Source organism: Kribbella sp. NPDC048928 (assembly GCF_043197975.1).
Classification (GTDB): Bacteria; Actinomycetota; Actinomycetes; order Propionibacteriales; family Kribbellaceae; genus Kribbella.
In genome coordinates this window covers 907,730-934,567 of sequence record NZ_JBICUC010000001.1, presented here as the reverse complement: position 1 = coordinate 934,567, position 26,838 = coordinate 907,730, and the positions used below count along the sequence as shown (strand labels likewise).

General features: G+C 68.7%; 27 protein-coding genes. 18 read left to right on the top strand and 9 right to left on the bottom strand.

Translation table 11 applies throughout. The annotated features are described in order from the left end of the window. Window positions 1-47: 47 nt before the first annotated feature. From ACGFI6_RS04465 to ACGFI6_RS04450, 4 genes are all read left to right on the top strand, one after another. Window positions 48-626, top strand: coding sequence for a hypothetical protein (locus tag ACGFI6_RS04465; protein WP_393115211.1), 579 nt, complete (start codon window positions 48-50; stop codon window positions 624-626). A 15-nt stretch (window positions 627-641) separates the two neighbouring features. After that, complete coding sequence (gene cseB / locus ACGFI6_RS04460) at window positions 642-1,340, top strand: two-component system response regulator CseB (RefSeq protein ID WP_393115210.1); 699 nt, start codon at window positions 642-644, stop codon at window positions 1,338-1,340. Window positions 1,341-1,343: 3 nt separating this feature from the next. Continuing rightward, a complete protein-coding gene (locus ACGFI6_RS04455; protein ID WP_393115209.1) occupies window positions 1,344-2,588 on the top strand; it encodes an ATP-binding protein in 1,245 nt (414 codons plus the stop codon). 68 nt (window positions 2,589-2,656) lie between these two features. Beyond that, a complete protein-coding gene (locus tag ACGFI6_RS04450) occupies window positions 2,657-3,070 on the top strand; it encodes a hypothetical protein (protein ID WP_393115208.1) in 414 nt (137 codons plus the stop codon). Between the two features lie 52 nt (window positions 3,071-3,122). Here ACGFI6_RS04450 and ACGFI6_RS04445 read toward each other — a convergent pair whose 3' ends face one another. The 3 genes from ACGFI6_RS04445 to ACGFI6_RS04435 all read right to left on the bottom strand — a co-directional run bounded on the left by ACGFI6_RS04445 (window position 3,123) and on the right by ACGFI6_RS04435 (window position 9,061). Then, window positions 3,123-6,932, bottom strand: a complete 3,810-nt coding sequence (locus ACGFI6_RS04445) for an endo-alpha-N-acetylgalactosaminidase family protein (protein ID WP_393115207.1) — start codon at window positions 6,930-6,932, stop codon at window positions 3,123-3,125. 105 nt (window positions 6,933-7,037) lie between these two features. Continuing rightward, window positions 7,038-8,228: a fumarylacetoacetase gene (fahA, locus tag ACGFI6_RS04440; protein WP_393115206.1), complete on the bottom strand. Its 1,191-nt coding sequence runs from the start codon at window positions 8,226-8,228 to the stop codon at window positions 7,038-7,040. Continuing rightward, complete coding sequence (locus ACGFI6_RS04435; protein WP_393115205.1) at window positions 8,225-9,061, bottom strand: hypothetical protein; 837 nt, start codon at window positions 9,059-9,061, stop codon at window positions 8,225-8,227. The genes fahA and ACGFI6_RS04435 overlap by 4 nt, the downstream gene beginning before the upstream one ends. 72 nt (window positions 9,062-9,133) lie before the next feature. On the opposite strand from ACGFI6_RS04435, the gene ACGFI6_RS04430 reads away from it, so the two are divergent. The 3 genes from ACGFI6_RS04430 to ACGFI6_RS04420 are packed head-to-tail and all read left to right on the top strand — an operon-like array spanning window position 9,134 to window position 11,650. Continuing rightward, window positions 9,134-10,327, top strand: coding sequence for a homogentisate 1,2-dioxygenase (locus ACGFI6_RS04430; protein WP_393115204.1), 1,194 nt, complete (start codon window positions 9,134-9,136; stop codon window positions 10,325-10,327). Between the two features lie 22 nt (window positions 10,328-10,349). Continuing rightward, window positions 10,350-11,018, top strand: a complete 669-nt coding sequence (locus tag ACGFI6_RS04425; RefSeq protein ID WP_393115203.1) for a hypothetical protein — start codon at window positions 10,350-10,352, stop codon at window positions 11,016-11,018. A gap of 26 nt (window positions 11,019-11,044) precedes the next feature. Beyond that, complete coding sequence (locus tag ACGFI6_RS04420) at window positions 11,045-11,650, top strand: hypothetical protein (RefSeq protein ID WP_393115202.1); 606 nt, start codon at window positions 11,045-11,047, stop codon at window positions 11,648-11,650. A gap of 9 nt (window positions 11,651-11,659) precedes the next feature. On the opposite strand, the gene ACGFI6_RS04415 is transcribed toward ACGFI6_RS04420, so the two are convergent. Then, window positions 11,660-12,448 (bottom strand): polysaccharide deacetylase family protein, encoded by a 789-nt coding sequence (locus ACGFI6_RS04415; RefSeq protein ID WP_393115201.1) that lies wholly within the window; start codon window positions 12,446-12,448, stop codon window positions 11,660-11,662. A 233-nt stretch (window positions 12,449-12,681) separates the two neighbouring features. Here ACGFI6_RS04415 and ACGFI6_RS04410 point away from each other — a divergent pair, with 233 nt between their 5' ends. Further along, window positions 12,682-14,565 (top strand): bifunctional metallophosphatase/5'-nucleotidase, encoded by a 1,884-nt coding sequence (locus ACGFI6_RS04410; protein ID WP_393115200.1) that lies wholly within the window; start codon window positions 12,682-12,684, stop codon window positions 14,563-14,565. A 4-nt stretch (window positions 14,566-14,569) separates the two neighbouring features. On the opposite strand, the gene ACGFI6_RS04405 is transcribed toward ACGFI6_RS04410, so the two are convergent. Beyond that, a complete protein-coding gene (locus ACGFI6_RS04405) occupies window positions 14,570-14,818 on the bottom strand; it encodes a PLDc N-terminal domain-containing protein (protein WP_393115199.1) in 249 nt (82 codons plus the stop codon). 112 nt (window positions 14,819-14,930) lie between these two features. Between ACGFI6_RS04405 and ACGFI6_RS04400 the strand changes: the two genes are divergently transcribed. Both ACGFI6_RS04400 and ACGFI6_RS04395 read left to right on the top strand, forming a co-directional pair. After that, on the top strand, window positions 14,931-16,040 hold the full coding sequence (locus ACGFI6_RS04400; RefSeq protein WP_393115197.1) for a histidine kinase: 1,110 nt from the start codon (window positions 14,931-14,933) through the stop codon (window positions 16,038-16,040). Then, complete coding sequence (locus tag ACGFI6_RS04395; protein ID WP_393115196.1) at window positions 16,037-16,681, top strand: response regulator; 645 nt, start codon at window positions 16,037-16,039, stop codon at window positions 16,679-16,681. The genes ACGFI6_RS04400 and ACGFI6_RS04395 overlap by 4 nt, the downstream gene beginning before the upstream one ends. A 4-nt stretch (window positions 16,682-16,685) precedes the next feature. Here ACGFI6_RS04395 and ACGFI6_RS04390 read toward each other — a convergent pair whose 3' ends face one another. Beyond that, window positions 16,686-17,261 carry a TetR/AcrR family transcriptional regulator gene (locus ACGFI6_RS04390; protein ID WP_393115195.1) on the bottom strand — a complete coding sequence of 192 codons (576 nt, stop codon included), beginning with the start codon at window positions 17,259-17,261 and terminating at the stop codon, window positions 16,686-16,688. Between the two features lie 46 nt (window positions 17,262-17,307). Between ACGFI6_RS04390 and ACGFI6_RS04385 the strand changes: the two genes are divergently transcribed. The 6 genes from ACGFI6_RS04385 to glnII all read left to right on the top strand — a co-directional run bounded on the left by ACGFI6_RS04385 (window position 17,308) and on the right by glnII (window position 22,838). Next, the gene (locus ACGFI6_RS04385) at window positions 17,308-17,688 is read left to right on the top strand and encodes a DUF4345 domain-containing protein (protein ID WP_393115194.1); all 381 of its coding nucleotides are present in this window, start codon (window positions 17,308-17,310) and stop codon (window positions 17,686-17,688) included. A 16-nt stretch (window positions 17,689-17,704) separates the two neighbouring features. Then, window positions 17,705-18,394, top strand: a complete 690-nt coding sequence (locus tag ACGFI6_RS04380) for a FadR/GntR family transcriptional regulator (protein WP_393115193.1) — start codon at window positions 17,705-17,707, stop codon at window positions 18,392-18,394. Next, window positions 18,391-19,134, top strand: coding sequence for a creatininase family protein (locus tag ACGFI6_RS04375; RefSeq protein ID WP_393115192.1), 744 nt, complete (start codon window positions 18,391-18,393; stop codon window positions 19,132-19,134). The genes ACGFI6_RS04380 and ACGFI6_RS04375 overlap by 4 nt, the downstream gene beginning before the upstream one ends. Before the next feature lie 90 nt (window positions 19,135-19,224). Next, entirely contained in the window at window positions 19,225-20,178 is a 954-nt protein-coding gene (locus tag ACGFI6_RS04370; protein WP_393115191.1) for an alpha/beta hydrolase family esterase, read from the top strand. Beyond that, window positions 20,175-21,707 (top strand): AbgT family transporter, encoded by a 1,533-nt coding sequence (locus ACGFI6_RS04365; RefSeq protein ID WP_393115190.1) that lies wholly within the window; start codon window positions 20,175-20,177, stop codon window positions 21,705-21,707. Before ACGFI6_RS04370 ends, ACGFI6_RS04365 begins: the two co-directional genes overlap by 4 nt. A gap of 111 nt (window positions 21,708-21,818) precedes the next feature. Then, complete coding sequence (gene glnII / locus ACGFI6_RS04360) at window positions 21,819-22,838, top strand: glutamine synthetase (RefSeq protein WP_393115189.1); 1,020 nt, start codon at window positions 21,819-21,821, stop codon at window positions 22,836-22,838. A gap of 9 nt (window positions 22,839-22,847) precedes the next feature. Here the strand turns inward: glnII and ACGFI6_RS04355 are convergent, their stop codons facing one another. Then, window positions 22,848-23,426: a nicotinamidase gene (locus ACGFI6_RS04355; protein ID WP_393115188.1), complete on the bottom strand. Its 579-nt coding sequence runs from the start codon at window positions 23,424-23,426 to the stop codon at window positions 22,848-22,850. A gap of 92 nt (window positions 23,427-23,518) precedes the next feature. Continuing rightward, on the bottom strand, window positions 23,519-24,079 hold the full coding sequence (locus tag ACGFI6_RS04350; RefSeq protein WP_393115187.1) for a TetR/AcrR family transcriptional regulator: 561 nt from the start codon (window positions 24,077-24,079) through the stop codon (window positions 23,519-23,521). A gap of 133 nt (window positions 24,080-24,212) precedes the next feature. On the opposite strand from ACGFI6_RS04350, the gene ACGFI6_RS04345 reads away from it, so the two are divergent. Both ACGFI6_RS04345 and ACGFI6_RS04340 read left to right on the top strand, forming a co-directional pair. Next, window positions 24,213-24,803: a hypothetical protein gene (locus ACGFI6_RS04345; protein ID WP_393115186.1), complete on the top strand. Its 591-nt coding sequence runs from the start codon at window positions 24,213-24,215 to the stop codon at window positions 24,801-24,803. A 1-nt stretch (window position 24,804) separates the two neighbouring features. After that, window positions 24,805-26,289 (top strand): dihydrolipoyl dehydrogenase family protein, encoded by a 1,485-nt coding sequence (locus ACGFI6_RS04340; RefSeq protein ID WP_393115185.1) that lies wholly within the window; start codon window positions 24,805-24,807, stop codon window positions 26,287-26,289. On the opposite strand, the gene dhaL is transcribed toward ACGFI6_RS04340, so the two are convergent. Next, entirely contained in the window at window positions 26,230-26,838 is a 609-nt protein-coding gene (gene dhaL, locus ACGFI6_RS04335; protein ID WP_393115752.1) for a dihydroxyacetone kinase subunit DhaL, read from the bottom strand. The genes ACGFI6_RS04340 and dhaL overlap by 60 nt on opposite strands.

Here is a 26,838-nt window from a genome sequence, read left to right as displayed (position 1 = left end):
AAATGATGCAGGGTAGGAGGCGCCCGATGGGTCTGTGGCGCCGCGCCGTGCTGCCCGCGATCGCTGCCGTGGTCTCGACCGCGGCCCTGTCCGCCTGTGCGAACGGCGGCGGGCTGCGGGTCGAAGGCCCCGAGACGCCACCGCCGGACACCCCGACGCCGTCGGTCGCGCTGGGCACCAACAGTGCTTCCCCGAAGCCCGAACGGACCCCGGAAAAACCCGTTGACCTGTACAAAGTCCGGGCCCGGCTGCTCGCCGACAAGCGGCTGCCGGCCTACGCCCGGACAGTACTTTCGAATTGCACGGTGATTTCGCGTTGCCTCAGCAGGGGTAAGACCGTTGATGTAATGCACAGCGGTACACCTCAGCAGATCGTCTTGATCCATACCCTGGAAAAGTTCGTCTTCGGGATCTTCCTGATCGCCGTCGAGCCCTCGGGCCCGCGACCGATCTGGAGCCTGGAGGTCGAGCAGCCGACCGTGAACGCCAGTCCGCAAGGAGAACTGGTGGTCGAGTCGAAGATCTTCACGATCAACGACCCGGTCTGCTGCCCGTCGGGACGCCGGGTCGAGGTCTACCGTTGGAACGGTCGGCAGATGACCAAGGTGAGTTCGACGGACCAGTAGGGAGACTGAAGTTCGGTGGTACCGGAAGAACCGGCAGCGCGCATTCTCATGGTCGAGGACGACGCGGTGATCCGTGAGGCGACCCAGTTGACCCTCGAGCGGCACGGCTACGACGTGACCACGGCCGAGGACGGCCTGGAAGCGATCGAGCGTTTCGAGAAGATCCACCCCGACGTCGTGATGCTGGACATCATGCTGCCCGGGCTGGACGGCATCTCGGTGTGCCGACGGATCCGTGAGACCAGTACGGTCCCGATCGTGATGGTCTCGGCGCGTGGTGACGCGCTGGACGTCGTGCTCGGCCTGGAAGCGGGCGCCGACGACTATGTGACCAAACCCTTCGACACCCAGGTGCTGGTGGCACGGCTGCGGGCGGTGATGCGGCGCGCGGTCTCGGATCCGGAGCGTCCGGCACCGGCGGCCGGGTCCGGCGTCGAGTCGTTCGGCGACCTCGAGCTGGACCGGGAGGCTCTGGAGGTACGCCGTGGTGGCGCCGCCGTCCAGTTGACGCCGACCGAGCTCAAGCTGCTGATCGAGTTCGCGAACAACCCCGGCGTGGTGCTCAGCCGCTCGACGCTGTTGCAGCGGGTCTGGGACTACGAGTGGGGTGGCGACGGCCGGCTGGTCGACGTGCACCTGCAGCGGCTGCGGACCAAGATCGGTGCCGACCGCATCGAAACCGTCCGCGGCTTCGGGTACAAACTCAGGGCCTAGCGGATGGGGCTCCGGGGCAAGCTCGGTCTCATCTTTCTGCTGGTCTCGGCACTCGCGATCCTGGTGCTGTGCGTCGCGGTCTACACCCAGGCCCAGTCGGCCCGGCTGGACCGGACGCGCAGCTTCGCGGACGAGCGGATCCAGCTCGCCGCGCAGAGCTACGACACCAACGACGTACCGGTGTTCGGGGCGAAGATCGACGATCCGGACCTGCCGCCGCAACTGCGGGACGCGGTACTGGAGGGCAAACGGGCAACGTTCAAGACCGGATCGCCGCGCGCGAAGATGTGGGCGGCGGTCGCGGTCAAGGACGGCAAGGTGCTGTCGATCGAGCAGGAGTACGAGAGCACCGACGACTCGATGAAGGCGCTGCAGAAGGCGCTGATCCTCGGCGGGATCGGCACGGTCGCGCTGGTCGCGCTGGTCAGCGTGATCCTCGCCGGCGGTCTGTCCAAGCGGATCGTCGCGGTCGCGGGCACCGCCCGGCGGATCGCCGCCGGTGACCTGCAGGCGTCCGCGGCCGAGGCCGTTGGCAAGGGCAAGGACGAGGTGCAGTCGCTGGCGACCGCACTGGACACGATGGCCAGTTCGCTGCGCGGTCAGCTCGAGGCCGAACGGCGATTCACCGCGGACGTGGCGCACGATCTGCGGACACCGGTCACGGGGCTGACCACGGCTGCCGAGCTGCTGCCGCCCGGACGTCCGAGTGAGCTCGTCCGCGACCGGGCCAAGGTGCTGCGGCGGCTCGTCGAGGACCTGCTGGAGATCGCCCGGTTCGACTCGGGGGTCGAGCAGGCGGATCTCGAGCTCGTCGGTCTCGGTGCCTTCGTCGGCTCCGCGGTCGGGCGGCTGCGGATGCAGCAGGCGCTCGCGGCGGACGACGTGATCGTGCACCAGCTCGGGCCGGACGAGACGGTCTCGACCGACTCGCGGCGGATCGAGCGGATCCTCGCGAACCTGATCGTGAACGGTCTGCGGCACGGCAAGCCGCCGGTCGAGGTGACGGTCAGCGGCCGCACCGTCGAGGTGGTTGACCACGGCAACGGTTACCCCGAGGAACTGATTGCCGAGGGCCCGCGCCGGTTCCGGTCCGGGATGGCCGAACGCGGCGTCGGCCACGGTCTGGGCCTGACCATCGCGGCCGGCCACGCCAAGGTCCTCGGCGCCGAGCTCACCTTCGGCGATGCGCCAGGTGGTGGTGCGCTCGCGCGGCTCGTACTGCCCGCCGGACCTGAGACGCAGTCTTAACAACCATTGCCGGCGGCACCGCGTCTTCCTCTCCGTAACACCAACAAAACGAGGGGAAACCAATCATCATGCGCACTCAGCTCGTCCGCCGCACCGCCGCTGCCTTCGCCGGCATCGCACTGTCCGCAGCAGGCCTCGGCGTCGCCGGAGCCCTGCAGGCGAACGCCGCCACCACGCAGCAGGCAGCGGTCACGACGCCGGCCGTGGCGAAGTCGATCACGATCAAGTCGGACAAGGCCACCGCCAAGGCCTGGGCCAAGGTGTCCTTCACCGGCAGGACCGCCGGGATCGCGAAGAACACCGTGGTCCAGGTGCAGCGGCTGGAGAACGGCAAGTGGGTCAAGTTCCCGGCCACCACCAAGGTGACCAGTCGCGCGACGTACTCGGTCTGGGTGCAGAGCGGCCGGGTCGGCGTCAACAAGTTCCGTGTCGTCGCGGCGAACACCGCGTCCGCACCGGTCTCGGTGACGATCACCAAGTAGCACCAGGTCAAACGGCGCCCACTCCCCACAGGGGCAGGGAGTGGGCGCTGTTCTAGTGCGTGCCGTAGACGTTCAGTTCGGCGGCCGAGCCGAACACCGCGCCGTTCAGCGAGCTGGTGCCTACCAGCTTCACGTAGCGGCCGGGCTTGGCGGTGAAGTCGATCCGTTGGACGGCGGTGGAGTTGGGGAACTCACCCGTCGCCACCGGCGTACCCCAGTCCTGCCCGTCCGCGCTGACATAGATCTCGTACCCCTTGAACATCCCGTTCGTCCCGCTCTGCCGGGGCAGGTAGCTGAACCCGTCCACCTGGTACGTCGATCCGAGGTCGAGCGTGATGTGGTGCGGATAGCCGGCCGGCGTACTGACCTCTGACCAGGCGGAATGCCAGATGGTGCTGGGGTTTCCGTCCAGCGCCATCGTCGCCGCACCACCGGTTGCCACGTCCTCACTGCTCACGTCCGCGACCTTGATCCGCGACTGCGGCACGATCCCCGGCGGCAGCACCGTCGCCTCCGCGCCGATCGTCGCCTGCCCGCCGGTAACCGTCAGCGGGTACTTGCCCTCCGGCGTGCCGGCCGGTGGCGTCACGTCCCAGGTCGTCGTCACAGTGGTGCCTGCGGCAACGGTCTCGTACGTCGACGGGCTGGTCGCGGCGACGGTCCAGCCGTCCGGTGCGGTCAGACCGAGGGTGATGTTGCTCGCAGCAACCACATCGTTGTTCGTGAACGTTGTCTTCACCGTGTTCGCCTCGCCCGGCACGAGCCCGGTCAATCCGGATGCCGCGACCGACGTACAGTCCGCCGGCTCCGTCGACGTACCGAGATCCTGAACGGCGAAGTTGTCCATGATGAAGTCGGTCTGGTCACCGCCGTCGGTGAGTTTGCGCAGCCCCACCCAGTAGTCGCCACCGCAGCCGGCCACGAACTCCTGGTTGAACGTCGACTTGGTGCGCTGCTCGCCGATCGCGGTCGCCTTGACCTCGACCGGGTCCGGACGATCCACGCCCTGGATCCAGGCGTACTGCCCGGCGCGGCCGCTCTCGTAGTCGAAGCTGACCCGGTACTTGTGCCCCGGCTGGAAGTTCACCGTCCATGGCGCGGTCCGGTAGACGAGGCCGGCGTTCTCTTCGTGGGACTTGAGCGACCAGTTGCCGTCGAGTACGTCGTCGACGAGCTTCCCGTTCCAGCCGGCCTGGGTGTACGGCGCATGCTCAGGCGCGAGCACCGTCCGCGGATCGGTCACCCCGCCTGCATCTCCCTTGACGAACGGACCCCACCCCTGGTCGACGTTCTCGAAGTCGTCCACCAGCCCCGCCGCGGCCCGCTTGGTATCCACCACCCGCACGTCATCCATCCGAACCTGTGCCGCGCCGGCTGCTGCTCCGATCGACAGCTCAGCGGTGCTTCCCTTTGCTGCGAACAGGGTTCGCACCCGCTGGTAGGACATGCCGTGCTTGTCGTCGGCGGCAACCATGTTCTGCACGGTCGATCGGGTGACGACGTTCTTCACCCCGTCGACCGAGATCGTCGTCGGCCGCGACTTGCCCGGCTCGACCTCCACCCAGGCAGACGCGCTGTAGGTACGACCGCGGGTCAGGCCGGTGAGGTGCTGCTTGAGCGACGACGCCTTCGTGCCGAGCTGGGCGACGTGCTGCCCGTTCTCGAGCGTCGCGATGGTCGCACCGCCGATCGGGTTCCAGGCGTCCAGGTTGCCGGCGTTGAAGCCGGGATCCTTCACGTGGCTGCTCGCACCCCAATTGGCCGGCTGCACCTTCGGGGCGACCACCGGGTAGAGCACGTACGGCTGTCCCTGCACCGCGTCGAGCGTGAGCGTGCCGTCGTGCACGGGAACGCTGGTCACCTTCACACGACCGGTGTCGGTCAGCTTGTAGACGGAGAACGTCCGCGCACCGGCGAACGCCGCCGGGACCTGCCACGTAGTACGGCCGCCGGCCGGGTTGTAGTGGTACAGCTTCTTGTTGCCGTCCCACGGCAGCAGGTACTTGTCGCCGTCGAGCACCTTCGCGTTCCCGGCGTACACGGTGCGCTTGCCGTTCTCGACCGCGCCGCGGATCCCGCCGGTGAAGGTGATGTCGTCGGCGTTCCAGTCCAGGATCTTCTGCTGCTGCAGGAACTTCGCGGGCAGGTTGCGCTGCCAGATGTTGGTGTAGAACGCGTGCCAGTCGGTCTCGCCGGTCCAGCCCTCGAACTCGACGATCGCGGACTGGCCGAGGATCGGGTCGTTGTTCCAGACGTCCTTCTCGTGGTTGCGGACGAACCGGATGATCTTGCTGTTCAGCCCCTTGTTGGTGGCGCCGCCGTAGTCGAGGTCGTTGGCCCAGTGCGACCACAGCGACGTCCGCTCGTGCCGGTCCGCCCACTCGGTCGCGATCTGCCAGCCCTGGTCGGTCAGCTGCCGGGTGAGGCCGTCGGCGAGCCAGCCGGACTGGTAATACACGTCGATGTACAGCTCCTGCAGGTTCTTGTCGGTCTCGTTCCGGAGCTGCTGGAAGCGGTCGATGATGTTGCCCGAGGCAAGATCTGGACGCTGCTTGATGTAGTAGCTCTGGCCGAGCCAGTTCCAGCCCTTGGCGTTCTTGTCGACCAGGTCCTCGCTGAACGCGTGTGCGTCCGGGTACGCCTCGGTCGCGTTCACGTGCACACCGAACGCGGCGTTCCAGGACTTGCCCTGCTTGAGCAGGGTGTTCAGGTCGGTGAGCCCGCCGGCGCGGGTGTTGTAGTTGCCGCCGTAGTCCGGGTGCGCGGAGTCGTGGCCCTCGGAGGCGTACCCCTTGAGGATCGCCATCTGGCCGAGGCCGTCGGTCGACAGCGAGATCCGCTTGACGTCGTCGAGCGTCCGCAGGAATGGGTGCGTGGCCTGGCTCGCGAAGTTGAACGGGATGTGCGTGATCACCCGGTTCTTGACCTGGTCGCCGCCGTTCGGCTCGGTCATGATCGAGCGGAACGCGACCGCGCCGTCCTCCCAGTCGACGGTCTTGTCGTGGTTGGCGTCGGGGGTCACTACGACCTTCGCCCAGGGCAGCGGCTCGGTGTACGGGGAGGTGTCGGCGCGGTAGGTCCACTGGCCGCTCCAGACGCCGACGCGCGTACTGCCGTCGGCAGCCTTGCGGGCGCGATGCCAGAACCGGGCGCCGTCGTCGACCGACGGGCCGGACGGTTTGTCGTACGTCGAGTTCGACTCGATGCCCGCTGCGAGGCCGCTGGTGTTGACGAACGCGTATGCGGCGCCGGTCGCGGACGTCTCGGCCGGTGTGGTCGCGGTGACCGGCGTGATCTTGTCAGCGGTACGGGTCGAGTCGGGGTCGAGCGTCGTGAACGCGGTCGTGGCGCCGGCGTCCGTACTCGCGACCGAGACCAGGTCCTGGTCGGGGATGTCGATCGTGTGCACGCGACTGGTGGCGGTGTCGCGCACCGCGTCGATCGCGAACGTCGTCACCCGGCCGGCGAGATTCAGACTCGCGTCCAGCTGCACGTCCGGAAGTGCGTCGAAGGCGAGTTTGTACGTCACCTTGGTGCCGGTGCCGGTGCCGGTGCCGGTGCCGGTGCCTGTGCCTGTGCCTGTGCCGGTGATCGTGGCGGGGCCGGCGAGGTGCGCCGTTCGCGCAACACCGTCGATCGTCACGGTCGAGATCGCGTCCGGCTGTCCACCGAGAGCCTGCCCGGACGCGTTGTCGACGTACCTGATCACCCGCGGGAAGTCCGCCGCGACGGTGACCGTCAGCTCGGCGGACCGCAGTGTCAGGTCGCCGCCGGTGCTCTGTGCTTGCGCACCTGAGGGCACGCCCAGCACACCGGCGGCGAGCGCTACAGCCAGTACTCCACACCCCACTGAACGTTTCATGCGGACGAAGTTCGCACGTAACAGTCACTAGGTCAAGAGAAACAAACACTTACGAACAACATTCACCTCAGGTCGGGCCTCGGCACCGAAGGCGGGAGGGGTGGGTCAAGCCGGGGTAATGCGACCGGTTACCTCGCCTAGGCCTAGGCCCGGGCCCGCCCAGGCGGTGATGGTTACTTCGTCGCCGTCTTCGAGGAAGGTGCGGGGTTTGCCGTCGATCATTAGTGGGTCGCGGCCGGCCCAGCTGAGTTCTATGAACGAGCCGCGTTGGTCCTTCGCCGCGCCGCTGACGGTTCCGGAGGCGTACAGGTCGCCGGTCCGGACGGTCGCGCCGTTCACCGTCATGTGCGCGAGCATCTGCGCGGGCGACCAGTACACATCGCGGTACGGCGGCGAGCTGACGAGATGACCGTTCAACCTGACCTCGAACGTGATGTCGTAGTTCGTCAGGTGCGACCCACGGAGGTACGGAAGGACGGGCGGGTCCTGCACCCCGAGCGGCACGGCCGACGCGGTGAGGGCGTCGAGCGAGACCACCCACGGCGAGATCGACGTCGCGAACGACTTGCCCAGGAACGGGCCGAGCGGCACGTACTCCCACGCCTGCAGGTCCCGCGCAGACCAGTCGTTGACGAGCACCACGCCGTACACATGTTCCTCGAAATCCTCAACGGAGACAGGCTTTCCGAGCGTCGACGGCGTGCCGACGACGTACCCGAGCTCGACCTCGATGTCGAGCCGCTGCGACGGCCCGAACGTCGGCGCGCCCGCGTCCGGCGCCTTGCGCTGCCCAGAAGGGCGGACGATCTCGGTGCCGCTGGCAACGATCGTGCCGGCCCGCCCGTGATAGCCGACCGGAAGGTGCTTCCAGTTCGGCAGCAGCGGCTCCGAGTCCGGACGAAACAGCCGGCCGAGGTTCGACGCATGCTGCTCGGAGGCGTAGAAGTCGACGTAGTCGGCGACCGCGAACGGCAGCTGCATGGTGACCGCCGACTGCGGGATCAGATGCGGCTCGACCGTGTCGCGGTCACCGGCCGTGCGGACCAGGTCGAGCAGCCAGTTCCGGGTCGCGCGCCAGGCCGGGCGCCCGAGGGCGAGGAAGGCGTTCAGGGTCGGCTCGGCGAACAGTTGCGCGCCGTCGAGCATCTGCGCCGACGCGAGCGGCGCGAGGTCGATGACCTGATCGCCGATCGCCGCCCCGACCCGCGGCTCCTCGTCCCCGTGCCGGAACACGCCGAGCGGCAGGTTCTCCGGCCCGAACGGCGAACCGTCCGGGATCTCGATCCAACTCGTCACATCAGCCCCAGGGTCTGAAGGTCCGTCCGCGGCTCGTCGATGCTGCAGGAGCCGAACGAAGTGAACCACCGGCGGGTACTGGCCGCCTGATCGTCGGACAACTCGCGCGCTCGCGCGGCCAACTGCGCTCCGTCGCGGCTCTCCAGCAGTTGGACGAGCTCATCCTGCACTGCGCCATCCAGCGAAGCCCGGGTGGCCAGCAGTACGTTGAGGAAGCCATGGTGCTCGAAGTCCTCCGCGGTGTGGCGGACCGCGTTGTGCAGCCCCGCCGTGCACTTGAACGGCACCTCGCGGTCGAGGCACGCGGTGATGAACGAGGCCACCTGAGCGCTGGACGGGAACAGATACGCGTCGAGTCCACCCGTACGGAGCTTGGCGGCGTACCCGGCGTCGGCGACCACGTCGAGGGCGCGTTCCCAGGCCCCGTCCAGGCCGATCTCGACGTACGCCGTCTCCTCGTCGAGGCAGTCGTCACACGCCCGTACGACGCGCAAAGCGTTCCGCGACAGGTCGTCCTCGTCCCGCAGCCGTACCTCGACCGCGGTCACCTCGACGTCCTTCGACCGGTCGCCCCAACGCACCGCCGGCTCGATCCCGCCGGCCCCGCCGGAGATCACCACCGAGACCCGCAGCGGGCCGGTCGCACCCCGGGCTGCTTCGGCGACCTTCATCAGGTTGTCGTCGGTGCAGACGAACGGGCCGACCAGGTCGGCGGACGGCGATTGCAGGTGGGCCTGGTGCGCGGCGACCGCTTCGGCGAGCGGCAGGTTGCCCGGCGGGAACATCGACGCGTCGTCGACCAGGTGCCGGTACAGCGCGGGGACGGTTGACATGTTCCGAAGCCTAACGGATGCTTTCGGTAAGCGGACACACGCGTTCGATTATCGTACACCGAGGCGGGAGCGATGGCGTTCTACCGGCAGGTCGGACAGATACCACCCAAGCGGCACACCCAGTTCCGGAAACCGGACGGCGGCTTGTACTACGAGGAGCTGATGGGCGAGGAGGGGTTCTCGTCGGACTCGTCGCTGCTGTACCACGCCGGCGTACCGTCCGCGATCGTCGACTCCCAGGTGTGGGAGCTGCCGGACCTGGCCACCACGCCCAACCACCCACTCACGCCACGGCATCTGAAGCTCCACGACCTCTTCACCGACACGTCCAAGTCGAACGCGGTCGAGGACCGCAGGCTCGTCCTCGGCAACGGTGACGTGCGGATCTCGTACGTCGTCGCCGAGCAGCCGTCGCCGTACTACCGCAACGGGATCGGCGACGAGTGCGTGTACGTCGAGAAGGGCTCGGCCACCGTCGAGACCGGGTTCGGCGTCCTGAACGCGGTCGAGGGCGACTACGTGATCATCCCGCGCGCGACCACGCACCGCTGGCTGCCCGGGCCCGACGGCGTGCACGCGTACTGCATCGAGGGCAACTCGCACATCGCGCCGCCGAAGCGCTACCTGTCCCGGTACGGCCAGTTCCTCGAGCACTCGCCGTACTGCGAACGCGACCTGCACCCCACCACCGAGCCGCTCGTGGTCGAGGGCACCGACGTCGAGGTGCTCGTCAAGCACCGGGGCAACGGCGCCGGTGGGATCGTCGGGACGCGGATGACGTACGCGACGCATCCGTTCGACGTGGTCGGCTGGGACGGCTGCCTGTACCCGTACACGTTCAACGTGAGCGACTTCGAGCCGATCACCGGGCGGGTGCACCAGCCGCCGCCCGTGCACCAGGTGTTCGAGGGGTACAACTTCGTGGTCTGCAACTTCGTGCCGCGGAAGGTCGACTACCACCCGCTGTCGGTACCGGTGCCGTACTACCACTCGAACGTCGACTCCGACGAGGTGATGTTCTACTGCGGCGGCGACTACGAGGCCCGGAAGGGCTCCGGGATCGGGCTCGGCTCGATCTCGCTGCACCCCGGCGGGTACGCGCACGGCCCGCAGCCGTCCGCGATCGAGGCGTCCCTCGGCGCCGAGCGTTTCGAGGAGCTTGCGGTGATGGTCGACACCTTCCGCCCCCTCGAGCTCGGCGAAGCAGGCCGCGAGGTGGACGACGGCGTCTACGCCTGGACCTGGGCGGGTCGCCGCAAGAACTGACCTGTTGTGGGATTCTTTCCCGGTGAGTGAGGACGGGGTCGCAGAGATCGAGCCGGAGGTACAGGTGCCGCCACGGGATCCGGGGCAGCCGTTCGTGGTCGGGATCGACCGCGACGCGGTGCTGCGCCGGCGCGAGGTGGTCCGGACCGTGGAACGGCGCGGCGCCTGGGTGACGGCGGCGCTCGGTGCCGTCGGCATCGTTGCCGCGGTCTACGCGCTGATCGCGTTCCCGGGGTCCGGGATGTGGCCGTTCGCGCTGTTGTTGATCCTGGCAATGATCCCGCTGGTGCTCAGCACGGTGCTCGTGTACCGCATCCAGACCGACCGCAAGGCCTGGTACGAGGCCAACGAGCTGCCGCCGGTCGCGATGCGGATCTCGGCCAAGGGGCTCGAGCTGGCCTGCGACGGCGCGGCGTACCCGGTGGTGCTGCCGTGGCCGACCGTGCGCGGCTTCACGCAGCACAAGCTGCTCGGTCAGTACATGCTCGACATCGCCCTGGAACGCGGCGTCGGCGCGACGACCGCGGGCGTCCGCGGCCTCGACCAGCCGTCGGTCCGCAACGTGGTCCGGCCGAACCCGCTGCTCCGGCCGACCGGGATGTTCCTGATCAAGGCCCTCGACCAGCCCGTCCACGTCATCGACGAGGCACTTCAGCATTTCTCGAACGGTACTGCGGGCGTTCGGCGCTGACCGGTCCGATCTGCCAGGCTCGGGTCATGAACGAGAGTTTCGTGGTCGGCCTGCGGCACGACGAGGTGCTGCGGCGGCGCGCCGCTGTCCGCAGGTCACGCCTGATCGGCGGCATCGTCATGGTGTTCCTGATCACCCTCGGCCTCGTCGTCGGGGTGCTGATGCTGAGCCTGCTGGGCGCGGGCTGGTACCTCGGGCTTCCGATGATCGTCGCGTTCCTGCTGCCGTTGCCGGGCGTGGTCCTGATCTTCAAGCTGCTGGGCGACCAGAAGCGCTGGTACGACTCCTCGGAGATCCCGCCGTACGCGCTGCGGATGACGCCGGCCGCGCTCGAACTCGGTGTCGACGGTGCGCCGTGCGCGGTCGTCCTGCCCTGGCCCGCGGTCGCCGGCCTGCGCCACGAACGCCGCTTCGGGCAGCCCGTGGTGTCGGTTGCGCTGCAGCCAGGCGTCACGCCCGTCAGCCCGGGCGTCAGCGGACTCGAGCACCCGGCCGCCCAGGCGACCCTGCGTCCCAGCAAGTGGATCAAGGCTGCCGGGTTCTACCCCGTTGCCGCCCTCGACCTGCCCCTCGAAGCCGTCGACCAAGCCCTCCGCCACTTCTCGAACAGTACGGCGGGCGTGCGGCGCTGACCTGCTGGATCAGCAGGGCAGCGAGCGGTAGGTGTAGCCCTGCTTGGTGAGCTGGGTCAGGGTGTGGTCGAGGGCCGCGACGGTCTGCGAGCGGTTGCCGCCGCCGTCGTGCATCAGGATGATCGCGCCGGGGCGGGCGCCGGCCATGATCGCGTGCTCGATGTGCGCGATGCCGGGCTTCTCCCAGTCCTTCGTGTCCACGTCCCAGAGCACCTGGCGCTGGTGGTACCCGGCCGCGATCGCCGCGATCTTCGCCGTGGTGGCTCCCTCCGGTGGGCGCAGGCACTTCGACTTCACCCCCATCGCGATCTCCTGATGCACCTTCGCGTCGGGCAGGTGAGTCAGCGTCTTGTGGTCGTACGTGTGGTTGCCGACGTGATGCCCGGCGGCGCGTTCGGCGGCGACCAGTTCCGGGTACTGCGCGACCTGGATCCCGAGGACGAAGAACGTGGCCTGCGCGTGGTGCTTGCGCAGCACCGCGAGGACCTTCGGCGTCCACTCGTGCTGCGGGCCGTCGTCGAACGTCAGGTACAGGACCTTCCCATGCTTGGTCAGGTTCCAGTCGTCGGCCGGCGGCTTCGGCGGCTTCACGGGCGGGGGCGTCGGTCGCTTGGACGAGGACGGTTCGCCCTGCTTGGACGTCGTCGTACTGAGCAGACCGTGGTTCGGCGTCGCGGTCACAGCAGGCGCGGCGGACGTCACGGACGAGGAGGAGGACGGCGTGGCAGCTTGAGCGACGACGGCACCGCAGAGGAGGGCGGCGACCAACGGCAGCACTTTGCCGGGCGGCTTGGTCACGGGGCCTCCCGCCCTGGACTGAGGAGCGGAGGGAGCGAAGCGACCGGAGCGACGAGGGAAGGGCGGGAGGTTGAGCCCCGTGACCCGCCGCGCCGGAGGCGTGGCATGAGGGCGGTCATAGGCGGCATCTTCTCTCCTCCCCGGGGGCATCGGTTCGGTGGGTGGGGGTGTGTCGGCCGTATCGTGTGCCTTCGTGCCGGAGATCCCGGCGAAACGACCTGTGAGGCGGGGCGATGACGGACAGCGGCGAGCAGACGACTGAGCTGGCGAGTGGGCGGGCGAGGATGACACGACGCACGGTGATCGGTGGCGCGGCGGCGCTGGCCGCGGCCGGGTTCCAGGCCGTTCCGGCGTACGCGGGTGCCGACCACGGACCGGGGCACGGGCCGGGCAAGACCGTCCGGCTGACCGTGATGGGCACCACCGACCTGCACGGCAACGTCTTCAACTGGGACTACTTCAAGAACGCCGAGTACGACGACACCGCGCACAACGACATCGGCCTGGCCAAGGTCTCCACGCTGGTGAGCGCGGTCCGGGACCGGATCGCCGCGGACCGGCACGCGCCGCGGCCGCTGCTCCTCGACGCCGGCGACACCATCCAGGGCACCCCGCTCGCGTACTACTACGCGAAGATCGAACCCATCACCGACGGCCCGACGCACCCGATGGCGGCCGCGATGAACCGGATCGGGTACGACGCCGCGGCGCTCGGCAACCACGAGTTCAACTACGGTCTCGACATCCTGCGCAAGTTCCAGCACCAGTTGCGGTTCCCGCTGCTCGGCGCGAACGCCCAGGACTGGACCACGGGCCTGCCGGCCTTCCCGCCGTACGTGCTGAAGCGGATCCATGTACCGGGGGAGAAGCCGATCACCGTCGGCATCCTCGGCCTGACCAACCCGGGCATCGCGATCTGGGACAAGGCGAACGTCGAGAACAAGCTGAAGTTCGGCGGCATCGTCGAGCTCGCCAAGCTCTGGGTGCCGCGGGTCCGCAAGGCCGGCGCGGACATCGTGATCGCGTCCGTGCACTCCGGCATGGACCTGTCCTCGTCGTACGGCGACGCGCTGCCGTACCCGGAGAACGCGTCCGTCCTGATGGCCGAGTCCGTCCCGGGCATCGACGCGGTCCTGGTCGGCCACGCGCACCTGGAGATCCCGGAACGCCTCGTCACGAACAAGTCCAGCGGCGAGCAGGTCGTGCTGAGCGAGCCGCTCAAGTGGGGCATGCGGCTGTCGCTGTTCGACCTGGACCTGCAGAAGGTCCGCGGGCAGTGGAAGGTCGTCGGCCGGCACAGCCAGGTGCTCAACGCGAACACCGTCGACGCCGACCCGGACGTGGTCGCGCTGCTGCAGAAGGACCACGACAAGGTCGTCGAGTACGTCAACTCGAAGATCGGCACCTGCACCGAGGCGATGTCCGCGGCCACCGCACCCTGGGAGGACACCGCCGCGCTCGACTTCGTGAACTTCGTCCAGGCCGACGCCGTGTCGAAGGCGCTCGCCGGTACGCCGCAGGCATCGCTGCCGGTGCTCGCGATCGCGGCCCCGTTCAACCGCGAGGCGGCGATCCCGGCCAGTGACGTGTCGGTTCGCGACGTGGCCGGCCTGTACGTCTTCGACAACACGCTGCTCGCGGTCACGATGACGGGCGTGCAGGTGAAGGAGTACCTGGAGTTCTCCGCGGCGTACTTCCAGCAGATCAGCGGCACCGGACCGTTCCCGTCCGATCAGGTCACCAACGCCCCGACCTCGACCGCGCCGAACGGGACGCCGGACTACAACTACGACATCCTCGGCGGCCTGACCAAGCCGCTGACGTACAAGATCGACATCGCCAAAGCCGTGGGCGCCCGCATCACCGACCTGGCCTACGACGGCACGCCGGTGACCGACGCCCAGGAGTTCGTTGTCGCGGTCAACAACTACCGGCAGTCCGGCGGCGGCAACTTCCCGCACGTCAAGACCGCCCCGGTCGTCTACAACCGCCAGGTCGAGATCCGCCAGTTGATGATCGACTACGTCACCACCACCGGCACCGTCGACCCGAAGGCCTTCCACACCGGCGACTGGTCGCTGGTCTCGAACGGCAGCCCGATCACCGTCACCTCCTGACCCTTCAGCCGTAGGCAGCTTCCTGTGCGTTCCGCTTGCCCACCAGGAACCACAGGAGGCTGCCGATGAAGGGCGCGATCACGATGAAGACGATCCAGACCAGCTTCATCCCGGCCGTCGCGGAGGAGAACAGCGCGCTGAAGAAGGCGCCGACGACGAGCAGCACGTAGGCGACGAGGGCGCCGATCAGGAGCGCGCCGCCGATCACGCCGAAGGTCTGGTCGGTCTGGGTGGCTGTCTGCAGGAGCATCATGTCTCCAGACTCCCGGTTCCGCCGTCGCGGGACATCGGCCGGACAGGGCAAAGCCGGCTAGTACGAAAGTGTTAGGCGTCCCCGCACTTCGTTGAACCTCTACGGTGGGGGCATGCAGCTGGCGTGGTGGGACGGCAAGGTGCGGATCCTGCTGTTCGACGTACTGTTCGCCGCCGCGGTGGCCGGCGGGACGCTGCTCGACATCACCAACAACGGCAGTCTGCGCTGGTACGGCGGTGTCTTCCTCGGCGTGCTGTTCGCGGCGATGGTGGTGCGGCGGCGCTTCCCGCTGCTGTTCGTGGTGCTGGCGCCGGTCAGCCAGGTGTTTCCGAGCGTGCCGGTGACGATCTCCGCGTACACGATGGCCAGCCGTAAAGGCCTGCACTGGCAGACGGCTGTTGCCGGCGTGGTCGGCGCGATCGTGATCGTCGTCTGGCCGATCCCGGGGCGGGACCACCTGTCGTGGGGCGAGCAGGCCGCGTCGGTGGTGTTCTTCGTCGGCGGGCCGCTCCTGCTCGGACTCTGGGTGTACCAGCGGCGCGCGCTGCTCGCGGCCCTGCGCGACCGCGCCGAGCAGGCCGAGCGGGAGCGCGACCTCCGCTCGGAGCGTGCCGTCACCGACGAGCGGCGCCGGATCGCGCGCGAGATGCACGACGTGGTCGCGCACCGGGTGAGCGCGATCGCGCTGCAGTCGGGCGCGTTGACGATGACGGCGGCGGACGAGCAGACCGAGCGGGTGGCGGAGATCATCCGCAAGTCCAGTACGGCGGCGCTCACCGAACTGCGAGAGATCCTGCAGGTACTGCGGGACGAGCTGCCCGGCGAACCCGGCCACGTCGCGCCGGCACTCGGCGCAGTACCCGTGCTGGTCGCGGACGCGGTCACGACCGGTCAGACGGTCACCCTCGAGCTGCCCGATCCCGTACCGGAGGTGCCGCCCGCGGTCGGCCGGGCGGCGTACCGCGTTGTCCAAGAGGCGCTGACGAACGCGGCGAAGCATGCACCGGGCGTGCAGGTGACGGTGAAGGTCGTTGCCCAGGGCGACGACCTGACCGTCGAGGTGACGAATCCGCGCGGACTCACACCCGCCGCCGTACCAGGATCGGGGTACGGCCTGCTGGGGATGCGGGAACGGGTGTCGCTCGCCGGAGGGCAGCTGGAGACTGGTTGGGTGGACGGCGTGTTCAGAGTACGGGCGACGTTCGGACGGGTGGCGGAATGATCAAGGTGGTGCTTCTCGACGACGAGGAGCTGGTCCGGAACGGCATCCGGCTGATCCTGCAGGCCGGCGGCAACGCCGAGGTCGTTGCCGAGGACACCGATGGGGCGCGGGTCCTCGAACTGGTGGAGAAGTACGAGCCCGATCTGGTGCTCACCGACATCCAGATGCCGACCGTCAACGGGATCGAGGTCACCCGCCGCGTGAACACACTCGCGGATCCGCCGCCGGTGGTGATCCTGACGACGTTCGACCTGGACGAGTACGTCTACGAAGCACTGCAGGCCGGCGCGACAGGCTTCTTGCTGAAGGACACCGCACCGCGAGCGCTGGTGGCCGCTGTCGAGCAGGCCGTCCACGGCGACTCCATGTTGTCGCCGAGCATCACCAAGCGCCTGATCGCGGCATACACGTCGGCGCCCCGCACCGCGCGCCCCACAGCCGACGTACTGCGTGATCTCACACCGCGCGAGCGAGAGGTGGCCGTCGCGGTCGGGGAGGGCCTGAGCAATGCGGAGGTCGCGCAGCAGTTGGGGTTGAGCGAGGCAACGGTCAAGGTGCACGTCACGCACATCATGGCCAAGCTCGAGCTCCCCAACCGCACCAAGATCGCCCTCCTGGTCCACGACGCCGGCCGCGCCTGAACAGTCAGGATGCCTCAGGATTCAAGGCGGCGAGCAGCGCAGAGGTGCAGATCGCGCGCAGCTCGGCGCGGGTGCAGTGGGGTTCCGTCAGCCAGTCGACGGTGAGGACCCGGACGAACAGCAGCCAGCTGTGCAGGATGCTTGATGTCAGTGCTCGCCGTTCACCGGTCAGGTTGGTTGCGTCGAGTACGCGTTCGCGCAGCACGGACAGCTCGTCGGAGATGATCGCCTGGATGGCGGGGTCGCCGGCGAGCGTCCGGTTGGCCGCGATCACCGTGGCCCGGTTCGCCTCGAAGTAGTCGAAGTGCGCGTCCAGCCCGGCGTCGATCTGCGCGCCGAGCGGACGGTCCGACGTCAGCTGCACCTGGTCGAGCAGCCGGTCCGACGCACGGCGGTAGACAGTCGCGAACAGGTCCCGCTTGGTGGCGAAGTGCTGGTAGAGCAGCGCCCGCGACACCTCGGCGTACCGCGCGACCTCCTCCATCGTGACGTCGTCGTACCCGCGCCGCGCGAACAGTTGCTCCCCGGCATCGACGAGCTCATCGCGGCGCTGCTCCGGGCGCAGCCGACGGCGTGACATGGCTTGAGCTTATCCTTAGTAGACACCTGTCTAGTAAGGATGGCCGATGAGGACCGTACTGAAGTGGCTGATGATCGTGCTGGGTGCCGCCTGCATCCTGATCGGGCTGGCTCACGTCGTGGGCGGGATCCACTCCGAGCCGGGGCTGTCCGGCGCGGGTCCGACCGTCGACAGCCGGGAGCGCTTCTTCGGCGCGATCTTCGCGTTCTACGGGGTTGCCTGTCTGGCGTCGGTGCGCGGGACGATCAAGGCCAAGGAGGTGAACTGGCTTGCCGGGTTCTTCCTGCTCGGCGGGCTCGGCCGGCTGCTGTCGTGGGCGCTCGAGGGGCGGCCGCACTGGTTCCAGTTGCCGCTGACCGCGCTCGAGCTGGTCGTGCCGCTGATCATCTTCGGGTTGGTGCGAGGTCTTGACCGCACGAAAGAATAAGTGATTTAGTCAGTTTGTGAGTTACTCAGCTGCGGAGCTGCCGCCCAGCCTGTCCGACCGGTTGACCGAGTCGATCCTCGGGATCATCCGGGACGGTGGGCTGCGCCCCGGTGACGCGATCCCGTCGGCGCGCGAGCTGGCGAAACGGTTCGCGATCACCACACCGACGGTGCGCGAGGCGCTCCGCAAGCTCGAGGCGACCGGGGCCGTGGAGTTCCGGCACGGTTCCGGGACGTACGTCGGCCCCACGATCAACAATGTCGTCCTGGCGAACCCGCACCGGCCGCCGATCACCAAGGACTCGGTGCTGCAGCTGATCAGCGCCCGCCTGGTGATCGAGCCGGCGGTGGCGGCGCAGTCCGCGGCCGCACGTCAGCCGGAGAACCTCGAACGCCTGGAGGCCGCGGTGACGAACGCTCTCGTCCCGCCGGGTGGTCCGGCGTTCGCCCTGAACTTCCACGTCGAGCTCGCAGCCGCGTCCGGGAACCCTTTGCTGCAAGAGGTTCTGGCCTCCTTGCTGAAGGTCCGGGTCCGTGAGCAGCAGCAGATCCGCGCACTGTACGACAACCGCGAGCGGGACCACGAGGAGCACCAGGCGATCGTCGAGGCGGTCCGCGCGCAGGATGCCGTACGGGCCGAGCGCCTGACGCGTACGCACCTGGACAACATTCGTCAGGCCGTCGAGTCCGCCCCGGAGTTCTCATGAGACTCGCCGAGATGACGACCGACCAGGCCCTCGAGGCGGTCCGGACCGCGCCGCTGGTGATCATTCCGGTCGGTGCGCAGGAGCAGCACGGCGGCGGGATGGCGATGTCCACCGACACCGTCCGCGCCGTCGGGGTCGCCGACCGCGTCGCCGAGCGGCTGGCCGGCCGCGCGGTCGTCGCACCACCGGTCCCGTACGGGGTCTCGCCGCACCACATGGCCTTCGCCGGCACGATGACGTTGTCACCGGCAACGTTCATGCAGGTGCTCCGGGACCTGGTCGCGAGCCTGCACACGCACGGCTGGAAGCAGTTCCTGGTGATCACCGGGCACGGCGGGAACAATCCGGCGCTTTCCGTGCTCGCGCAGGAGTACGTCCGTACCGGCGTGACGTTCGCGTGGACTCCGGTCACGTCCGTGGTGGCGGACCTGATCACCGACGTCAGCGCCGTCCACGGTCACGCCGGCGAGGCCGAGACCGCACAGATGCTGTACCTCGCCCCGGAGCTGGTCCAGGCCGATCGCCTGGAGCCGGGCGCGCTGACCCTCGAGGAACTGACCGTTCCGTCCCGGCTGGCCCGGGACACCCGCGGTCCCCGGCTCTCGGTCGGGTTCGACGAATATCACAAGCGTGGTGTGCTGGGGGATCCCCGGCGCGCCACCGCCGCGGACGGCCGTCTCCTGGTGGAGACCGCCGCCGACCGGATAGCCGCCTTCGCCGACGAGTTGCTGTCGGCCTGACGTACAGCCGAGTTACTGGACCTTCGCTCAGGGAGGTCCAGGCGCGAGCCTGCCCGCCTGCAGGCCGCCTGTCCCGAGGAGGTACCCCTGATGAACCTCGCACGCCCGAAAACCCTCCGGCCGTCCGGCCGGCTGCTCGCTCGGCGGGCCGGTGCACTGCTGGCGTCGGCGGCCCTGGTGACCGCCGCCACCACGTTGCCGACGGCAACCGCAGCGACCGCCGCGCGCACCGCCGGGTGCGGGAAGCAGGCTGCCCCGACCGGCGACTACACCGTGGTCTCCGGTGGCATCACCCGTACCTACCGCTTGCATGTCCCGGACAGCTACACGCCGAACAAGGCGAAGTCGCTGATCCTGGTGTACCACGGCCGCGGCAAGACCGGTGCGCAGACCGAGGCGTTCTCGGACCTGTCGAAGCTCGACGCGATCGTTGCCTACCCCAACGGTGTGATCGGCGACGAGAACAAGCAGGCCTGGCAGGGCGCGCCGTACTCCGCACCGGGGGTCGACGACGTGAAGTTCACCGCAGACCTGCTCGACCAGCTGGAGTCGTCGTACTGCATCGACACCAAGGCCGTCTTCGCGACCGGCAAGTCCAACGGGGCCGGGTTCACCGGGATCCTCGCCTGTCAGCTCGCCGACCGGATCGCCGCGATCGCCCCGGTGTCGGGAGCGTTCTACATCCAGGGCACGCGCTGCGCACCGAGCCGCCCGGTGCCGGTCCTCGACATCCACGGGACCGGCGACACCACGATCCCGTACGGCGGCGACGGCGAGCGCGATCTGCCCGACGTACAGACCTGGGTCCGGGACTGGTCGGTACGGGACCACTGCCGGCAGGACCCGAAGACCGGTCAGCTCGGTGACGACGTACTGACGTTCACCTACCAGGGTTGCAAGGCCGATGTGGTGCATGTCGCGGTCACCGACGGCGGGCACAGCTGGCCCGGCTCCGACTCGTCGTCCGGCCCCGGCTACGTGACGCAGACGTTCGAGGCGCACGAGCTGATCGGCGCCTTCTTCACGAAGCACAGGCTGTCATGAGTACGGCGACCGACACGAGGGAGCTGCCCCGGCTGGTCCGGGCGATGGCGGTCATCGAGCGGGTCGGGAACGCCCTGCCGCACCCGTTCTGGCTGTTCTGGATCCTGTCCGCGATCCTGGCCGTGGTCAGCGCGATCCTGTCCGCGCTCGACGTCTCGGTGATCTCGCCGAAGAACGGCAAGGAGGTCGTCGTCCAGAACCTGCTGTCCGGCGACGGCCTGCAGATGGCGGTCTCGACGGCGATCTCGAACTTCGCCGAGTTCCCGCCGATGGCCACGATCGTCGTGGTGATCATGGGCGTCGCGCTCGCCGAGCGGACCGGGTTTTTGCAGGCCCTGATGCGGGTCAGCGTGTCCCGGGTGCCGACTTCGATGGTCGTCTTCGCGGTCGCGTTCGCCGGCACCATGTCGCACGTGGCGTCCGCGGCGGCGTACATCATCCTGGTCCCGCTCGGCGGGCTCGCGTTCCGGGCCGTGGGGCGGTCGCCGATCCTCGGCATCGTGGTCGCGTACACCGCGATCGCGTCCGGGTACGACGCCAGCCCGATCCCGACGCCGAACGACGCGATCTTCGCGGGCATCACCACGGCCGCCGCGCGCACGGTGCATCCGGACGCGCACGTCTCGGTGCTGTCGAACTGGTTCTTCAACATCGCGTCGTCGGTCCTGCTCGCGCTGGTGATCACGCTGGTCACCCGGCTGGTGCTGAGCAAGCGGCCCGACCTCGACGCCGACCCGGACGCGCCGGGAGACGACCCGGACCAGCTGGCCGTATCGGTTGCCGAGCGCAAGGGTCTGCGCCGGGCCGGGATCGTGTTCCTGGTCGCAGCGGTGGCGATCGTCGCGATCCTGCTGCCGCACGACTCGCCGTTGCGCGGCAAGGACGGCAGCATCGTCGACTCACCGTTCCTGGACGGCATCGCGATGGTGGTGGCGTTCCTGTTCGCGCTGGTCGGCATCACGTACGGAGTGACTGTGAAGGCGATCGGGCGCGCCGCCGACGTACCGAAACTGATGGCCGAGGGCATCAAACAGATGGCGCCGGTGCTCGTGCTGTTCTTCGCGATCGCGCAGTTCCTGGCGTACTTCGACTGGAGCAACCTCGGCGATCTGCTGTCCGCGGAGTCGGCCCGGGCGCTCGGTGACCTCGGGGCACCGAAGGTGGTGATCTTCCTCGGCATCCTGGCGCTGCTGACGATCATCAACGTACTGGTGACCAGCGGCTCGGCGATGTGGTCGCTGACCGCGCCGATCCTGGTGCCGATGATGCTGCTGCTCAACGTGCCGGCCGAGACCACGCAGGCGCTGTTCCGGATCGCCGACTCGGGCTCGACCGCGATCACGCCGATGAGCCCGTACTTCGTGATGGCACTGGGCTTCCTGCAGCGCTACCGCAAGGACGCCGGCGTCGGAACGCTCGCGTCGTACACCGTCCCGCTGGCGATCTCCATGACCGTCGCCTGGACCCTGCTCTTCCTGGCCTGGTGGGCGCTCGGCATCCCGCTCGGTCCCGGAGCTCCGGTCAGATGACGAAACACAGCGTTCACAATCGAGCAACAGGTCCGTAATCGCTGGTTGACACTGTCGTAGCGGCCGTTCAGAAACACCTGAGGGAACGGCCGCGACGAAGGGAACAGACGGGTGACCTACAAGGCCGAGTACATCTGGATCGACGGTACCGAGCCGAGCGCGCGGCTCCGCTCCAAGACGAGGGTGCTCGCCGACGGCGCCGAGCTGCCGGAGTGGGGCTTCGACGGTTCGAGCACCAACCAGGCGCCCGGCGACAACTCCGACTGCGTGCTCAAGCCGGTCTTCTCGTGCCCCGACCCGATCCGCGGCGGCGACCACTTGCTCGTGCTGTGCGAGGTCTACCTCGTCGACGGCACCCCGCACCCGACCAACCACCGCGCCACACTGCTCCCGATCGCCGAGCAGTTCGCCGAGCAGGAGTCCTGGTTCGGCATCGAGCAGGAGTACACCTTCTTCCAGGAGGGACGGCCGCTCGGCTTCCCGGCGGTCGGTTTCCCGGCGCCGCAGGGCCCGTACTACTGCGGCGTCGGTGCCGACGAGGTCTTCGGCCGCGACATCGTCGAGCAGCACCTGGACGCCTGCCTCGACGCCGGGCTGAAGATCTCCGGCATCAACGCCGAGGTGATGCCCGGCCAGTGGGAGTTCCAGGTCGGCCCGGCGGGTCCGATCGAGGTCGCCGACCACCTGTGGGTGGCGCGCTGGCTGCTCTACCGGATCGCCGAGGACCACGACGTCGCCGCGACCCTGGACGCCAAGCCGGCCAAGGGCGACTGGAACGGCGCCGGTGCGCACACGAACTTCTCCACCCGGGCGATGCGCGAGGGTTACGACCCGATCATCACCGCCTGCGAGTCGCTCGGCGCCCCGGGCAAGGTCGAGGAGCACATCGCCGGCTACGGCGACGGCATCGAGGAGCGGCTGACCGGCGCCCACGAGACCGCTCCGCACGACGCCTACAGCTACGGCGTCTCCGACCGGGGTGCTTCGGTCCGGATCCCGTGGCAGGTCGAGGTCGACAAGAAGGGCTACATCGAGGACCGCAGGCCGAACGCGAACATCGACCCGTACAACGTCACCCGCCTGATCGTGAACACCTGCTGCACCGCCCTGGAGAAGGCCGGCCAGGTCTGACCGGCAGGGTCAGGTCAGATTGACGCCGGAGTTGCGGAGCTCGGCCAGCGCCTTGTCGGTGCTGGTCTCGGCGACTCCGGCGGTCAGGTCGGTGAGGACCGTCGTACCGAACCCTTCCTGGTGGGCGTCGAGGGCGGTCGCGCGGACGCAGTAGTCGGTAGCGATACCGCAGACGTCGACGTCCGTGACGCCCTTGCCGCGCAGCCAGTCGGCGAGCGTGTGGCCGCCTTCGTGGGACTTGCCCTCGAAGCCGGAGTAGGCGGCGGCGTACTCGCCCTTGTCGAAGATCGCGTCGAACGGCTGCGGATCCAGGTTCGGGTGGAAGCTGACGCCGTCGGTGCCGGCCACACAGTGCCGCGGCCAGGAGTCGACGTAGTCGGGATGGTCGGAGAAGTGGTCGCCCGGGTCGATGTGGTGGTCCCGGGTCGCCACGACGTACGCGTACTGACGCTCGTCGGGATCGGCCTCGTGCCAGTGGTGCAGCAGCTCGCCGATCCGGAACGCGACATCGGCACCGCCCGCGACCGCCAGGCTGCCGCCCTCGCAGAAGTCGTTCTGCACATCAACCACGATCAACGCCCTGGCCATCGCGCTACTCCTTCTGACGAGTACGTCCTGAGCCCACCGTACAAGCGCAGGCGCCGTCCGCGCCGCATTGCGCGGGCTCACCCCGGATCAGGTCACTCGCGGCTGCGGTACGTGAGGAGTCCCTCGACGCCGCGCAGGAAGGTCTCGCCGATCGGTTCCGGGTCCGTGAGGCAACCGGCGGCCATCGCGCCGTCGCGAAGCATCACGAAGTGCCGGGCGGCAGGGCCGGCGTCGATCTTGCCGAGCTCGGTGAACAGCTCGGTCATCGTGGTGAGGAACCACTCCCGGTGCCGCAGGACCGCCTGGTGCACGGCGAAGGTGGGATCGGGGTACTCGGCCGCGGCGTTCAGGAACGCGCAGCCGCGGAACCCGGACTGCTGGATGTCATCGGCGATCGACTGTGCGACGGCGCGAATCACGTCGGCCGGGCTCGCGTCCTCGGTCCGTGCCGCGGCGAGCCGCGCGCGGAGGGCCTCGTCGGTCTGGGTCAGGTACGCGACGATCAGGTCGTCCTTGCTCGGGAAGTGCCGGTAGAGCGTCGCGCGGGTGACCTTCGCCTCGGCGATCACCCGATCGACGCCGACGGCATGGATCCCGTCGGCGTAGAAGAGCCCGGTCGCCGTGTTGAGCAGCCGCAGCCGTGCTTCCGACATCGCACTTCTCCCATCCCTTGATCTGCCGTTCGAGGCTAGCAGATAGAACGATCGGTCTTGACAGCGATCGGGTCCATGCTGCACGTTCCAAGTGTACCGATCGTTCTATCTACATCTTTGAGAGAAGGACCTGGTGTCCAGTTCATACGAAACCCTCGGCGCGACGGGCACAGCGACCGCAGCCGGCACGACCGCGGCCACCAAGGCGCTGCGGACCCTGTACTACTCCCGCTTCGGCTTCGCCGTCGTCTGGGCGGTGCTGACGATGGCGATCGCGAAGACGATCAATCCGGCGGCCGCCGTACTGCTCGTGATCTATCCGCTGTTCGACGTCGCCGCGGCCGTGATCGACTTCCGTACGGCAGGCAGCGCCCGCCCGAAGTCCCCGCTCTACGTCAACATGGCGCTGAGCCTGCTCGCCACGGTCGGATTGGCCGTCGCGGCCGCCTCGGGCATCCCGGCCGTCCTGCGTGTCTGGGGCGCCTGGGCGATCACCGCCGGCATCGTCCAGCTGGTCGTCGCGATCCTGCGCTACCGGCTCGGCGGGCAGTGGCCGATGATCCTCAGCGGCGGCATCTCCGTCCTCGCCGGTGGTAGCTTCGTCCTGATGGCAGGCAAGCCGGACCCCTCGCTCACCAGCATCGCCGGGTACGCGATCCTCGGCGGCATCTTCTTCCTGAGCTCCGCGATCCGGCTGCACCGCCTGGCCGGAAAGGCCAACTGACATGACCGAAGAGAGCCGGCCCAACCACTTCGACGTCGTGATCCTCGGTGCCGGACCGGTCGGTGAGAACGTCGCCGACCGCGTGGTCCAGGGCGGCCTGACCGCGGCGATCGTGGAACGCGAGCTCGTCGGCGGCGAGTGCTCGTACTGGGCCTGCATGCCGACCAAGGCCCTGCTCCGCGACGCCGCGGCGCTCCGCGCAGCTCGCGCGCTGCCGGCTGCGGGGAAAGCCGTGACCGGCAAGCTGGATCCGGCCGCGGTCTTCGCTCGGCGGGACCGCTTCGCTTCCAACTGGGACGACTCGGGCCAGGCCGAGTGGCTGAACCACGCGGGCGTCACGCTGCTGCGCGGACACGGTCGTATCAATGGGACCCGTACGGTCACCGTCACCCAGGCCGACGGCGTGACAACAGAGGTGCATGCGCGGCACGCCGTTGTGATCGCGACCGGTAGTAGTGCCAGCCTGCCGCCGATCCAGGGACTCGCGGACGTCTCGCCCTGGACGAGCAGACAGGCAGCCGCTGCGCAGACGGTTCCGAATCGGTTGGTGATTGTCGGTGGCGGCGTCGTCGGGTCCGAGATGGCCACTGCATTCAACGCCCTTGGCGCGCACGTCACGCTCGTTTCGCAGACCCGATTGTTGCCAGGTGTCGAATCCTTCGCCAGTGAGTACGTGACGGCCGCGCTCCGCGAGGCCGGGGTGTCGCTGCACCTCGAGGTCGACGCCACCGCGGTACGCCGGGACGATGCAGGAGTGCACCTGACGTTGTCCGACGGCACGACGGTCGACGCCGACGAGATTCTCGTTGCCACTGGTCGTACGCCCAACACCAAGGATGTCGGCCTGGATCACGTCGGCCTCGCTCCGGGGGATTGGCTGCACGTCGACGACGGGCTGGCTGTCATCGACGACGCAGGCAAGCCTGTCGGTGACGGTTGGCTGTACGCCGCGGGCGACGTGAACAAACGCGCCCTGCTGACGCATCACGGCAAGTACCAGGCGCGCGCTCTGGGCAACGCGATCGCCGCGCGGGCGCAGGGCAAGAAGGTGGATCTGAGTCCGTGGGGGCGGCATGCGGCCACCGCCGACGATCGTGCCGTCACCCAGGTGGTCTTCACCGATCCCGAGGTCGCCGCCGTCGGCCTGTCCGCGGAAGCCGCCTCGAAGGCGGGGCTGAAGATCAGGGCGGTCGACTACGACCTCGGAGCCGTCTCCGGCGCCGCGCTGCACGCCGACGGTTATCGCGGACAGGCGCGCATGGTGATCGATGCCGAGCGCAACGTTCTGGTCGGCTTCACCGCAGTCGGTCCGGACGTGGCCGAGCTGCTGCAGGCGGCCGCGATCGCCATCGCCGGCGAGGTCCCGCTGGATCGCCTCTGGCACGCGGTTCCGGCGTACCCGACGATCAGCGAGATCTGGCTGCGGCTACTCGAGACCGAAGGGCGAGAGAGCGTTCGCGGCGGCGGTGAAGAGCAGCGCGGCTGAGGTGGCGCCGGGGTCCTGGTGGCCGACGCTGCGTTCGCCCAGGTAGCTGGCGCGACCCTTCCTGGCCAGCATGCCGGTCGTCGCGTCGCGCCCTGCCTCCGCGGCGCGCAGGCCTGCCTGCACCATCGCAGGCAGGTCGCGGATGGCACCCATGGCGTCGATCGCGGGCGCGAGTGCGTCGTACATGGTCTTGTCGCCCGCCTCGGCCCGGCCTCTGGCGACGACTCCGGCGAGACCAGCGCGAAGCCCGGTCGCGAAACGCCCGGCGCCCACCGTCGGGTCGTGACCGAGGCTGTCGCCGAGGGACAAGAAGAACGCACCGAAGAGCGGTCCGGCCGCGCCGCCGACCTTGCTGACGACGGTCCCACCGACGTGGGTGAGCAGGGTGCCGGGGTCAGCGATGGTCCCAAGATCCGCGACTACGGCGCGAAACCCACGATCGAGGTTCGTGCCGTGGTCGGCGTCACCGATCGCGGCATCGAGCGCGTTGAGGCGATCCGTGTGGCTGCTCACCAGGTGCCCGAATTCACGGACCCATGCAGCCAGCAT

Bases quoted from the DNA above. Each gene is read 5' to 3' on its own strand.
- ACGFI6_RS04455 (WP_393115209.1), top strand. From the start codon at position 1,344: ATGGGGCTCCGGGGCAAGCTCGGTCTCATCTTTCTGCTGGTCTCGGCA.
- ACGFI6_RS04450 (WP_393115208.1), top strand. From the start codon at position 2,657: ATGCGCACTCAGCTCGTCCGCCGCACCGCCGCTGCCTTCGCCGGCATC.
- ACGFI6_RS04445 (WP_393115207.1), bottom strand. From the start codon at position 6,932: ATGAAACGTTCAGTGGGGTGTGGAGTACTGGCTGTAGCGCTCGCCGCC.
- ACGFI6_RS04435 (WP_393115205.1), bottom strand. From the start codon at position 9,061: ATGTCAACCGTCCCCGCGCTGTACCGGCACCTGGTCGACGACGCGTCG.
- ACGFI6_RS04430 (WP_393115204.1), top strand. From the start codon at position 9,134: ATGGCGTTCTACCGGCAGGTCGGACAGATACCACCCAAGCGGCACACC.
- ACGFI6_RS04420 (WP_393115202.1), top strand. From the start codon at position 11,045: ATGAACGAGAGTTTCGTGGTCGGCCTGCGGCACGACGAGGTGCTGCGG.
- ACGFI6_RS04410 (WP_393115200.1), top strand. From the start codon at position 12,682: ATGACGGACAGCGGCGAGCAGACGACTGAGCTGGCGAGTGGGCGGGCG.
- ACGFI6_RS04405 (WP_393115199.1), bottom strand. From the start codon at position 14,818: ATGATGCTCCTGCAGACAGCCACCCAGACCGACCAGACCTTCGGCGTG.
- ACGFI6_RS04400 (WP_393115197.1), top strand. From the start codon at position 14,931: ATGCAGCTGGCGTGGTGGGACGGCAAGGTGCGGATCCTGCTGTTCGAC.
- ACGFI6_RS04395 (WP_393115196.1), top strand. From the start codon at position 16,037: ATGATCAAGGTGGTGCTTCTCGACGACGAGGAGCTGGTCCGGAACGGC.
- ACGFI6_RS04390 (WP_393115195.1), bottom strand. From the start codon at position 17,261: ATGTCACGCCGTCGGCTGCGCCCGGAGCAGCGCCGCGATGAGCTCGTC.
- ACGFI6_RS04385 (WP_393115194.1), top strand. From the start codon at position 17,308: ATGAGGACCGTACTGAAGTGGCTGATGATCGTGCTGGGTGCCGCCTGC.
- ACGFI6_RS04375 (WP_393115192.1), top strand. From the start codon at position 18,391: ATGAGACTCGCCGAGATGACGACCGACCAGGCCCTCGAGGCGGTCCGG.
- ACGFI6_RS04370 (WP_393115191.1), top strand. From the start codon at position 19,225: ATGAACCTCGCACGCCCGAAAACCCTCCGGCCGTCCGGCCGGCTGCTC.
- ACGFI6_RS04365 (WP_393115190.1), top strand. From the start codon at position 20,175: ATGAGTACGGCGACCGACACGAGGGAGCTGCCCCGGCTGGTCCGGGCG.
- ACGFI6_RS04355 (WP_393115188.1), bottom strand. From the start codon at position 23,426: ATGGCCAGGGCGTTGATCGTGGTTGATGTGCAGAACGACTTCTGCGAG.
- ACGFI6_RS04350 (WP_393115187.1), bottom strand. From the start codon at position 24,079: ATGTCGGAAGCACGGCTGCGGCTGCTCAACACGGCGACCGGGCTCTTC.
- ACGFI6_RS04340 (WP_393115185.1), top strand. From the start codon at position 24,805: ATGACCGAAGAGAGCCGGCCCAACCACTTCGACGTCGTGATCCTCGGT.
- dhaL (WP_393115752.1), bottom strand. From the start codon at position 26,838: ATGCTGGCTGCATGGGTCCGTGAATTCGGGCACCTGGTGAGCAGCCAC.